At 59.1% G+C, this 11557-nt stretch carries 11 protein-coding genes; 6 read left to right on the top strand and 5 right to left on the bottom strand.

Annotated elements, in window-relative coordinates:
• Window positions 1-232 precede the first annotated feature (232 nt).
• The gene (locus tag CE491_RS00935) at window positions 233-475 is read left to right on the top strand and encodes a PA4570 family protein (protein ID WP_110946505.1); all 243 of its coding nucleotides are present in this window, start codon (window positions 233-235) and stop codon (window positions 473-475) included.
• 102 nt (window positions 476-577) lie between these two features.
• Here CE491_RS00935 and CE491_RS00930 read toward each other — a convergent pair whose 3' ends face one another.
• From CE491_RS00930 to CE491_RS00915, 4 genes are all read right to left on the bottom strand, one after another.
• Window positions 578-1195 (bottom strand): FKBP-type peptidyl-prolyl cis-trans isomerase, encoded by a 618-nt coding sequence (locus tag CE491_RS00930; RefSeq protein WP_110946504.1) that lies wholly within the window; start codon window positions 1193-1195, stop codon window positions 578-580.
• A gap of 179 nt (window positions 1196-1374) precedes the next feature.
• The gene (locus CE491_RS00925; RefSeq protein WP_110946503.1) at window positions 1375-1863 is read right to left on the bottom strand and encodes a TIGR00645 family protein; all 489 of its coding nucleotides are present in this window, start codon (window positions 1861-1863) and stop codon (window positions 1375-1377) included.
• 184 nt (window positions 1864-2047) lie between these two features.
• Window positions 2048-2380, bottom strand: coding sequence for a PA4575 family protein (locus tag CE491_RS00920; protein WP_110946506.1), 333 nt, complete (start codon window positions 2378-2380; stop codon window positions 2048-2050).
• A gap of 185 nt (window positions 2381-2565) precedes the next feature.
• Window positions 2566-4998: a Lon protease family protein gene (locus CE491_RS00915; protein WP_110946502.1), complete on the bottom strand. Its 2433-nt coding sequence runs from the start codon at window positions 4996-4998 to the stop codon at window positions 2566-2568.
• A gap of 281 nt (window positions 4999-5279) precedes the next feature.
• Here CE491_RS00915 and CE491_RS00910 point away from each other — a divergent pair, with 281 nt between their 5' ends.
• The gene (locus CE491_RS00910; RefSeq protein WP_110946501.1) at window positions 5280-5768 is read left to right on the top strand and encodes a DUF3015 domain-containing protein; all 489 of its coding nucleotides are present in this window, start codon (window positions 5280-5282) and stop codon (window positions 5766-5768) included.
• Window positions 5769-5842: 74 nt separating this feature from the next.
• Window positions 5843-7702 carry an Lnb N-terminal periplasmic domain-containing protein gene (locus CE491_RS00905; protein WP_110946500.1) on the top strand — a complete coding sequence of 620 codons (1860 nt, stop codon included), beginning with the start codon at window positions 5843-5845 and terminating at the stop codon, window positions 7700-7702.
• A 62-nt stretch (window positions 7703-7764) separates the two neighbouring features.
• On the opposite strand, the gene CE491_RS00900 is transcribed toward CE491_RS00905, so the two are convergent.
• Window positions 7765-7962, bottom strand: a complete 198-nt coding sequence (locus tag CE491_RS00900; protein WP_110946499.1) for a heavy-metal-associated domain-containing protein — start codon at window positions 7960-7962, stop codon at window positions 7765-7767.
• A gap of 168 nt (window positions 7963-8130) precedes the next feature.
• Between CE491_RS00900 and CE491_RS00895 the strand changes: the two genes are divergently transcribed.
• From CE491_RS00895 to cueR, 3 genes are all read left to right on the top strand, one after another.
• On the top strand, window positions 8131-8511 hold the full coding sequence (locus tag CE491_RS00895) for a hypothetical protein (protein WP_110946498.1): 381 nt from the start codon (window positions 8131-8133) through the stop codon (window positions 8509-8511).
• 245 nt (window positions 8512-8756) lie between these two features.
• Window positions 8757-10955: a heavy metal translocating P-type ATPase gene (locus CE491_RS00890; RefSeq protein WP_110946497.1), complete on the top strand. Its 2199-nt coding sequence runs from the start codon at window positions 8757-8759 to the stop codon at window positions 10953-10955.
• Window positions 10952-11434, top strand: a complete 483-nt coding sequence (cueR, locus tag CE491_RS00885) for a Cu(I)-responsive transcriptional regulator (RefSeq protein WP_110946496.1) — start codon at window positions 10952-10954, stop codon at window positions 11432-11434. Before CE491_RS00890 ends, cueR begins: the two co-directional genes overlap by 4 nt.
• Window positions 11435-11557: the final 123 nt, after the last annotated feature.

Genomic DNA, 11557 nt, shown 5'->3' with positions numbered 1-11557 from the left:
CTTGAAATACAAAACGCCCGATGCGGTGCATCGGGCGTTTTGAGGGTAAAACAGGTGTAAACCTATTTCAGGACTAGACAATAAGGTAACGGGCTACTGCAGGATGAAATCTTGTCAGCCAATACGATGACCTACGTCAACCCGCATGGAAAATGCGAATTAATCTCAAATAGATCCTTGCTATTCTTCAGATAAGAATTATTCTCATTGAAATCTTTCAAGGAGAACGAACATGACATATCTGATCGACGCCTGGCTGGATCGGCCACACCCTTACCTGCGAATCCTGCATCGCGAAACCGGCGAGGTCTGCGCCGTGCTGGAGGCGGACGCGCTGGACGAATTGCGGGATCAGGGGGATCTGGACGTGAACAGCCTCAGCTCATGCGAGCCGGGGATTCAAAAGGAGATGGTGCGCAGTCTGTTCCTGTTCTGCTACGCCCGGGCGTTGCGCCCGGCGTGTGAATTACATTGAATGACTGCCACCGAATACAACGTTGCCGAGTGAACACGACAGTCCACCCGGCAACGATCTGCCTGAAGCCTAAAGCTCAGCGCTTACAGCTGATTTCAAGCTTCACAGAACGTCGAGCAGCTCGACGTCGAATACCAGAGCGCTGTGCGGTGGGATGCTGCCCACGCCTTGAGCACCGTAGGCCAGTTCGCTAGGAACGTACAGGCGCCACTTGCTGCCGGCCTTCATCAGTTGCAGGGCTTCGGTCCAGCCAGCGATCACGCCACCGACCGGGAATTCAGCAGGCTCGCCACGATCGTAGGAGCTATCGAATACGGTGCCGTCGATCAGCGTGCCGTGGTAGTGAGTACGCACGTTGCTTTCGCGGGTTGGCTGAGCGCCTTCGCCTGCGGTGATGACTTCGAACTGCAGACCCGATTCCAGCGTGGTCACGCCTTCACGCTTGGCGTTCTCGGCCAGGTATTGCTTGCCAGCACCGGCAGCGGCTTCTGCCTTGGCAGCGGCCTCGGCTTGCATGATGTCGCGGATGACTTTGAAGCTGGCAGCCATTTCTTCCTGGCTGACACGGCTTGGCTTGCCACCGAAAGCATCGGTCAGACCAGCCAGAATGGCGTCCAGGCTGACACCCGGCGGCGGGTTGTCACGCAGTTGGTCGCCCAACTGACGGCCAATGCCGTAGCTGACGCGGGTTTCGTCGGTGGACAGGTTGACTTCGGACATGACGCTGCTCCGCTTATAGAGCGCCCAGAGGCGCACTGAATCAAAAGGCCGAGCAGCCTAGCACATCCAGTCTGGACCGGGCGCAGGTTCATAGCAGGAGGTTCGCCGTCAAACCACACACCGCGCTATCTGACACACCACGCCCCCGGGTTGAATCAAAACTGTCCGCAGCACGACCCTCAATGCTTGGTCAGCTTATCCAGATACCCCATCGCAAATGCCGATACCACGAAGGTCATGTGAATGATCACGTACCACATCAGGTATTGAGGCTCGATGTTCTTGGCATCCATGAACACCCGTAACAGGTGAATGGAGGAGATGGCGACGATGGAGGCTGCGACTTTCATCTTCAGCGACGACGAATCCATCTTGCCCAGCCAGTTGAGCTTTTCCTTGTCTTCGTCGATGTCCAACTGCGACACGAAGTTCTCGTAGCCCGAGATCATCACCATGACCAGCAGGCCACCGACCAGCGCCATGTCGATCAGCGACAGCAGGACCAGAATCAGATCGGACTCGGCCAGTGAAAATACATTGGGAATAACGTGAAAGACTTCCTGGAAGAACTTCAGCGCCAGCGCCAGCAGCCCCAGAGACAGACCAAAGTAGATCGGCGCCAGTAACCAGCGCGACGCATACATGGCATTTTCGATAAAACGTTCCATTGAAACTCACAGATAATTGAAAACCCGCGAGTATAGGGCGAAGGCGGAGACGCATACGCCATCGCGACAAAACTTGAAACAATTGAGCTCGGAAGGGTTCCTGCTTCAGCAGTCGACGAAAGCCACGTTACAACCCTGGATCACAGGAACGACCACGGGGCGTTCGTCGATGCTCTATTGCGAATCAGTTGACCGGTGAGGTTCGCTGACCGTTGGCGGCGTCACCATTGATCCTTCGCAACTCACCTTGCAGATGAAGGCTCCAGATCGGTATTTCTTCCGCCGCTTGATAGCCATGAAGGGCCAGGCTCTCGGCAATCGCATCCAGAACGGACTCGGCAGCGACCGGACCATGAAACGGCCCTTGAGCCTTTAACGCGGAAGGTTGTTCTCCGGACATTCCGGCGGCGAAAAGCAAGGTCCACATACCGTTATCGCCGGACAGCGGGCGAACGACACATTCGATACGGGTCACCAGACCCAGGCATTGGCGAGTAAGACAGAGGCTGCGCGGCATGGCGAGCTCCTCATTGATTGCAGTATTCATTCCCTTGAAACGGCGAAGGAAACGCGTCAGTCCTTTTGACAACTGCTGCAGCCCGACAATATCGAAGAAATACCCGGTAAGAAAAGCGAGAAAATAAAAAGGGCGCCGAATGGTCATTTTGCCATCAGACGCCCTGTTTAGTTGACGTCAAACACTCAACTTTTCAGTTCAGGCTGTAATTGTGGCGCCTCTTTTTCGAGCTCTTTGAGATCGTCTTCGCTGAGCATTTCAGCAATGTCGCGCAGACGATCCACCACTCGGCCATTCACCGAATTTTCCGGGAACTGGCCGTTTTCATCGGCCTCGCCTACGGGTTCACCCACCAACAGACTCAGCGCCTCATCCACCTGCCGCACGGCATACACGTGGAACTGCCCGGCGCGCACGGCCTGCAACACCCGCTCATCGAGCATCAGCGTGGCGACGTTGGCTTGCGGAATGATCGCGCCCTGATCACCTGTAAGACCTCGCGCCTCGCAGAGCCGGAAGAAACCCTCGATCTTCTCGTTCACCCCACCGACAGCCTGCACTTCGCCGAACTGGTTGATGGAGCCCGTAATGGCGAAGCACTGTTTGAGTGGGGTTTTCGACAGCGCGGAAATCAGCGTGCAGACCTCGCCAAGCGAAGCACTGTCGCCGTCCACATAACCGTAGGACTGCTCCAGTGCGATGCTCGCAGAAATGGCCAGCGGGAACTCCTGCGCGTAGCGGCTGCCCAGATAGCCCGTGAGGATCATCACGCCCTTGGAGTGGATCGGCTGACCGAGATTGACCTCACGCTCGATGTCGACGATGCCGCTGCCGCCCGGATACACCGTGGCGGAAATTCGTGCAGGCACACCGAAAGCGGAGTCGCCGACTTCCAGCACCGTAAGCCCGTTGCACTTGCCGACCGCAGCGCCCGCGGTGTCGATCAAGATGATGCCAGCGAGCATGTCGTCAAGAATCCGTGCCGACACACGACCGGTGCGTGTGGCCTTGGCCTTCAGTGCGCGCTCGATATGGCCGGCATCAGTACGCTCGTCACTGGCCAGGCTGCGAATGAAATCCGCCTCACTGACCAACTGGAAGAGATCACCGATACGCGCCGACAAACGCCCCTGGTGCTCGGCCAAACGTGCGCTGTAGGTCGCCAGACGCGCCACGGCATCGGCGGTCAATGGCGCCATGCCCTCTTCCGAAGTGCGGGTCTTGAGCAACTGGGCGAACTGCTCAAGGCTCTCGTCGACCATCGGAATGTCTTCGTCGAAGTCCACCAGCACCCGGAACATTTCCTGGAAGTCCGGATCGAGGTCCTGCAGCGTGTAATACAGCGAACGCGCGCCGATGATGATCACCTTGACGTGCAACGGAATGGTCTGTGGCGTCAACGTCACGGTGGCAATGCGGCCCAGCTCGCCCAGTGGCGATTCCATCTTCAGCTTGCGCGATTGCAGCGAGCGCTTGAGGGCGTCCCACACGAACGGCTCGCTGAGCATTTTTTCCGCTTCCAGAACCAGGAAGCCGCCATTGGCCCGATGAAACGCGCCCGGACGCAACTGGCGATACGTGGTGTAGAGCGCGCCCTGATCGGTGCTGTATTCGATACGCCCAAACAAGTTGTCGTAGGTCGGATGCGGCTCGAACACGACGGGCGCCCCGCCACTGGCAGAGTGCCCCACCACCAGGCTCGGGCAGTACTGTTCTTCCAGCAGCTTGCGCGCCTGGGCGTCGGTCTTGCTGTCGTCGACCAATTGCTCGACCACGGTTTTCAGCAGATTGACCTGCATGGCCTGCAGATAGGCACAGACAGCGGCGTTCTCGGCGTACTGCTCGGACAATGGCGCCAGCAACGGCTGCAAGGCCAGAATGATGGTCTCTTCATTCAGCTGGCGCATTTGATTGTTGGACTCACGCTTCCACTGCGGCAGGCTGGCGAGCTCCTCGTTGAGACGCTCCTCCAGTGCCGAAATATCGGTGTGAAAACGCTCGCGCTCGACGTCCGGCAATTGCGAAAACTCAGCCTCGTCCAGCGCCTTGCCTTCGAGCATCGGAGTGAACGCGATGTTGCTGCTGTCGCGGTACAGGGCTATGTCTTTTTCCAGCGCCAGACGCTCGATCACATCCAGGGCGCGGTCGTAGCGCTGGTTGAACGCTCGGTCGATGGCACTTTTCTTTTGCTGATAGGACGGATGCTCGAACACTGCGGGAAAAGTCGACAGCAAGTTGTCGATCAGTCCGTTTATGTCGGCGATAAAAGAGCTGGCGCTGCCGGGGGGCAACTCCACCGCGCGTGGCTCGCGCGATTCATCGAAATTATTGACGTAGACCCAGTCCGAAGGGGTCTGCATGCGCTTACCCTCGGCCTTGAGGTAGCGCTTGACGAAGGAAAAGCGGCCAGTGCCAGGCTCTCCCATGACGAACACGTTATAGCCGGGGCGCGGCATGGCGACCCCGAACTGTAAGGCCTCGACCGCGCGTTCCTGGCCGAGCACGCCGCGAAAGGGTTCCAGATCGTTGGTTGTCGTGAAGCTGAACTGTTCAGCGGAAAAGGGACGGGTAAGCGCCTCAGGCGCAAGTCGCAAGCTGGCAGCAACAGGATCGGGCATCGGACATCCTTACATCACGCGGGGCAGATGGGGCATTCTGGCGCTCGCCGCACCAGACTGGCAAGGCAAGAACCACCGGAATGTTTTTCTGCCTGACGAAGCTGCCGACAGGTCGAACGTGCGGTGCCCTACATGGAATAAACAGTAATTACCTACGGAACATTCAGATCGTGCCTAAACTCCAAGCTGCGCGGTCGGTAAGAATCTAAATAACCGGCCCGCCCTGATGCCTGTATGGATCAGGAATCCGACCCTTGGTTGAAACAACAGAGACTAAAGCTATGAAACGGATTCTTCTTGGTACTCTCCTCGCCGCTGCATCCCTGAATGCCATGGCTCAAGCTCCTGGCGGTCCAGATTGCGGTTGGGGTAACTTGCTGTTCGAAGGGCAACGCGGCACTCCGGCACACTTCCTTGCATCCACCACCAACGGTACCTCCGGTAATGCCACATTCGGCATGACCTCGGGCACCAACGGCTGCTCCACCAACAGCGCGCTGACCTATGGTGGCAAGTCCTGGTTTGCCATGAACGGCATGATGGACGAGCTTTCCAAAGACATGGCCATGGGCCAAGGCGAAGCACTGACGACCTATGCGGTCGTGCTGGGCGTTGCACCGGAAGATCGTGCGCATTTCGCCGCAGTCACCCACGAGCACTATCAGCAGATCTTCAACAAGGCAGACGCCACGGCTGAAGACGTCCACACCAACACCATCGATGTACTGAAGAACGATCCGGCTCTGGCCAAATACGCCACTCAAGCCTAAAGTCGTGCCACCTGCCTCCCTCCCGGGAGGCAGGATTTCAACGCCTTCCTCTATCTCTGGTTAGTTGCCTTTCTATGCTCAAACGCCTTGCCTGGCTGGCGCTCTCTGTCTGCGCCCCGCTGTACGCCGCGCCTCACGTCGATAACAGTCGTTTGCAGCAACTGGCCGATTCACGATTCTGGATCTCCATCGGCCATTACGAATCCGGCAAGCTGGGCGGCTGGCGCAGTTATGTCGACGATCCGAAATTCTTCCTCGCCGTAAATGGCGCCCACGACCCGAAAGCCGAACTCGCGGCGACGCTCGAAGCGATCTACCGGCCAGTGGTTCAGGGCAAGGAAGACCTGCATCCGCAGTGCGTCTACCCTTCGCGCACGCGTTTCTTGCGCGACGAGCTGAAGCTCACCGACCTGCCTGCGGTCGATTGCAAGGAATTCAACAAGTGGTTCTCTGACGTAGCGCCGGACAGCACTGTGCTGATCTTCCCCGCTGCGTACCTCAACAGCCCGTCCTCGATGTTCGGACATACGCTGTTGCGCATCGATCAGGCTGACGTACAGACCAACAAGACAGCCCTGCTCAGCTACGCCATCAACTTCGGCGCTTACATCGAAGGCTCCGACAACAGCATTCTGTACGCCTGGAAAGGCCTGATGGGCGGCTACCCCGGCCTGTTCGCGCTGGTGCCGTATCAGGAAAAACTCTCCGAGTACCGTAGTCTTGAAAACCGCGACCTGTGGGAATACCGCCTGAACCTGACGCCGGAAGAAACCCGGCGCATGGTCGAACACGTGTGGGAACTCAAACAGATTCGCTTCGGCTATTTCTTCTTCGACGAGAACTGCTCCTACCGCCTGCTTGAGCTGTTGCAAGTCGCACGTCCGAGCCTGAATCTGACGCCCCAATTTCGTCTGACCGCGATCCCCACCGACACGGTCCGCGCAGTGCAAGACGCAGGGTTGGTGGAGAAGATCGACTATCGCCCATCCAAGGAGCGAGAACTGCTTAGCCGTGCCGAGCCCCTCAGCCACGACGAAAAGCAGTGGGTGCTCAAGGTCAGTGCCGATCAGCAGCAGCTGCAAAGCCCTGAATATCTAGCGGTGCCGAAGGAACGTCGCGCGCTGATTCAGGATGCGGCGTATCGGCTGGAGCGCTATCGCGCCAATGGCGAAGAACGCGACGCTGCCCGTTCACAGCGTAGTTATGACTTGCTGCGAGCGATCAGCACCAATCCCCCGCCAGCACTGGAAATCGAGCGTCCGGGGCTGCCGGAAGACGGTCATGAATCGCGAACCTGGCAGTTGGGCGCGGGCACTCGGGATGACAAGGCGTTCGCAGAATACGGCTTGCGCATGGCCTATCACGACCTGAACGACAACGCATACGGCTTCCCGCTGGGCGCGCAGATCGAGATTCTGCAATTGAAGCTACGCCAGTATGAGAACAACAAATGGCAGGTGCAGCGCCTGGATCTGGCGACGATTCGCTCCCTGACCCCGCGCAATGAACTGCTGCAGCCTTGGTCCTGGCAAGTGGCGGGCGGGCTGGAGCGGGTGTTGGGCAAGCATGGCGACGAGAACCTGGTCAGCCATGTGAACGGCGGCGCAGGCGGGACCTGGAAGCTGGGCGACGACGTGCTGGGCTTTGCGCTGGGCACGGTGCGCGTCGAGCACAACAACGATTTCGACGCGCTGGTTTCACCGGCGGCAGGTTTCGATACTGGGGTTCTGTGGCGCAACTCGCTGGGCAATCTGAGTCTTGAAACGAAGGGCGACTACTTCACCAATGGCGAAGTGCGGCGCAATATCAGTCTGAATCAGCAGTGGGAATTGTCGCGCAACCTGGGGCTGCGGCTGAGTGCGCAACGTGAATTCAGCCAACTGAGTTCGCCAGTGAATGAAGTGATGCTGGAGTTGAAGTGGTATCACTACTAACCGCCCATCCGCCTTGTAGGAGCGTCTAACCGCGCGCTCCTACAGTTGAACTGGGCTCGGCATTACTTCGCTTCAGCGCTATACCCCTCTTCCTCAATCAACCCGATCACTCGCTCAGCCGCCAACTGGCTCTGCACCGAAACCTCGCCCTTGGCCAGATCAACCTGCACATCCGCGTCCGGATCTTCGCCCTTGATCGCGTTGGTGACCGCTTTAACGCAGTGCCCGCAGGTCATGCCCTGAACGTTGAATACTTGCATGTCGTGACTCCTCGGTTGGTGGCCGCCCACGTGGGTGAGACAGCAGATGGTCGTCATCTTCGACCTTCCCACCATGGCAAGGTCAAGTGTGTATTGAATCTGCCGGGCTGGTATTCATCGTTGCGCTGAGCCAAAGTGTTTCATCAACGAACATCAGGAGAATCGGCCATGCGCTGGTCTGCCTTTCGCATTGCAGGTTTTATCGGTCTGTTGGCCTCCGCATCCTGGGCTCAGGCCGATCAGGATTATGGCGTGCTCATCATTTCTCGCGAACGACTTGAAGTCCCCACACCGTGCGAGATTGGCATCTTCCTTCAGGACCAACTGGTAGGTCGCCTGTTCCAGGAGGACTCAGCCTCCTTCAACCTCCCGGCGGGCGATCAGTCGGTTCGCCTGCGGGTGCTGCCTTCGCAAATGCCGGGGTGCTCGCCGGGCATCGAGGCGCAGAACAACACGCGCATACACGTAAACGCCGGTGACATTCTCAAATACCGTATCGCCTCAGGGCCGAACGGGATGTACCTGAAAAAGGCTGATTTGAATTATTGAGTACTGCAGGCGAGTACCCCAGGGCGCGGACGCCGCAAAATCCGTAGGAACGCGTTGCCGGCGATGGTCATTACAGGTACCGCAACAACAGCGTCTGACAGTACACGGTCGGGGCAAGCACGCTGCAGCAGATGTCATTGAGATCATGCCCTTGCCGCGACTAGCATTTTCACGGGCTGGCGCTTGACCTTACCCACATGGCAAGGTTGATCCTTGTTGGCAACCGCTTACAAGGAGTGCCCGGAATGTCCCGCCCCGAAACCTTCGATCTGCCGATTACCGGCATGACCTGCGCCAGTTGCGCAGGCCGTGTCGAGCGTGCGTTGCGCAAAGTTCCCGGCGTCAAAAGCGCCAGCGTCAACCTTGCCAACGAACGCGCCCACGTCGAGGTGCTCGAACCCATCGACCCGGACAGCCTCATCGCCGCCGTCGATAAAGCCGGCTACGGCGCCAGCCTCGAGCAGGACCCTGCCATTCAACAGGCCGACCAACTCAAGCGCCACGACAGCGACCGTTGGCACCTCATCCTCGCCATCGTCCTGGCGTTGCCGTTGGTCTTGCCGATGCTGCTACAACCTCTGGGCGTGCACTGGATGTTGCCCGCGTGGGTGCAGTTTGTACTGGCGACACCGGTGCAATTGTTTCTCGGTGCGCGCTTCTATGTAGCCGCCTTCAAGGCCGTGCGCGCCGGGGCGGGCAACATGGATTTGCTGGTCGCGCTGGGCACCAGTGCCGGTTATGGCCTGAGTCTCTATCAGTGGCTCGCTGCCAGCCCTGGCAGCATGCCGCATTTGTATTTCGAGGCTTCCGCGGTCGTCATCGCGCTGGTTTTGCTCGGCAAATACCTTGAAAGCAGCGCCAAGCACCAGACCGCCAGCGCGATTCGGGCGCTGGAAGCACTGCGGCCGGAAAGGGCGATTCAAATCGTCAAGGGTCAGGAAAAAGACGTTGCGATCAGCGCGCTGAAAGTGGGCGACCTGGTGTTGGTCAAACCCGGTGAACGCTTCCCGGTGGATGGCGAGGTCATCGAAGGCCAGAGCCATGCAGATGAAGCCTTGATCAGCGGTGAAAGCCTGCCGATCGCCAAACAGCCCGGCGATAAAGTCACAGGCGGCGCCATCAATGGCGAAGGCCGTCTTCTGGTAAGGACGCAGGCGCTGGGCGCAGAGACGGTTCTGGCGCGCATCATCCGCCTTGTCGAAGATGCGCAATCTGCCAAAGCGCCGATCCAAAAGCTTGTGGATAAGGTCAGCCAGGTATTCGTGCCGGTGGTTCTGTTGCTGGCGATTGCGACGCTGGTGGGTTGGCTGGTGGCGGGCGTTTCGCTGGAAGCCGCCTTGATCAATGCCGTCGCCGTACTGGTCATCGCCTGCCCCTGCGCATTGGGCCTGGCGACGCCGACCGCCATCATGGCCGGAACCGGGGTTGCAGCGCGTTACGGCATTTTGATCAAGGACGCCGAAGCCCTGGAGCGCGCCCATGAAGTCACGGCGGTGGTGTTCGACAAAACCGGCACGCTGACTTCCGGCACCCCGCGCATTGCGCACCTGCTCGCGGTCGATGACGACGAGAACGCCTTATTGCAACTGGCTGGCGCGCTGCAACGGGGCAGCGAACATTCGTTGGCTAAAGCAGTGCTAGACATGGCAGCAGACCGCGGCCTGACACTCGATGACGTCAGCAACAGCCGCTCGCTGGCCGGTCGTGGCATCGCAGGCACGCTACAAGGCCGCGACCTGGCGCTGGGCAATCGTCGCCTGCTGGAAGAAAGCGCTCTTGCCCCCGACGCCCTCGTCCAAACCGCGCAGCAGTGGGAAGCCGAAGGCCGCACGCTCTCGTGGTTGATCGAACTGAGCCCACAACGTCATGTACTCGGCCTGTTCGCCTTCGGCGACACCCTCAAGCCTGGCGCAGCGCAAGCCATAGAGCAACTGACCGCGCGTAACATCAGCTGCCATCTGCTGACCGGCGATAATCGCGGCAGCGCCAGAGTTGTCGCCGATGCGTTGGGTATTGTCGATGTGCACGCTGAAGTTCTCCCCGCCGACAAGGCCGCCACAGTCGTCGCGCTGAGGCAAACCGGCGTGGTCGCAATGGTCGGCGACGGCATCAACGACGCCCCTGCCCTCGCTGCCGCTGATGTCGGCATCGCCATGGGTGGCGGCACCGATGTGGCCATGCATGCCTCGGGCATTACCCTGATGCGCGGCGACCCACGGCTGATTCCCGCCGCGCTGGACATCAGCCGCAAGACCTACGCCAAGATCCGCCAGAACCTGTTCTGGGCCTTTGTCTACAACCTGATCGGCATTCCCCTGGCGGCGTTCGGCCTGCTCAACCCGGTGCTGGCGGGCGCAGCCATGGCGCTGTCCAGTGTCAGCGTCGTGAGCAACGCCCTGCTGCTGAAAACCTGGAAGCCTGACGACACGGGAGAAACGCGATGAACATCGGACAAGCCGCCAAAAGCAGCGGCCTGAGCGCCAAGATGATTCGCTATTACGAATCCATCGGCCTGCTCCACTCCGCCACCCGCACCGACAGTGGCTACCGACTGTACGACAAGGACGACGTGCACACCCTGGCCTTCATCAGGCGTTCGCGGGATCTGGGCTTTTCATTGGAAGAAGTCGGCAAGCTGCTGACGCTCTGGCAAGACCGGGAACGAGCCAGCGCCGACGTCAAGGCCCTTGCCCGGCAGCACATCGACGAACTGAACCGGAAGATCACTGAGCTGGCCGGGCTGCGCGACACCTTGCAAGACCTGGTAGAACATTGTCAGGGCGATCACCGGCCTGATTGTCCGATATTGAGGGATTTGGAGTCGGGTGGGGCGACGCTGACTCAAGCGCCAAGATGTTGCGCGAACGAGGATGAATCACCTGCCGTTGCAGCCACTTCCTGCAACAAAAATCCCCATTTGTAGGCTGTTTCTTACAGCGCTATCCCTTTCTTGTGAAGGGCATTTCCTAGGTTTTGTACGAAAAGTCGGTGCGGGTAGATTGCCGCCATGATTGGCTGGAGGCCCGCATGGCAAAGCGTTACGAAC

It is taken from the genome of Pseudomonas bohemica, from assembly GCF_002934685.1.
Lineage (GTDB): Bacteria > Pseudomonadota > Gammaproteobacteria > Pseudomonadales > Pseudomonadaceae > Aquipseudomonas > Aquipseudomonas bohemica.
The sequence above is the reverse complement of the archived record's forward strand: the minus strand, read 5'-3'. Positions and strand labels throughout refer to the sequence as shown.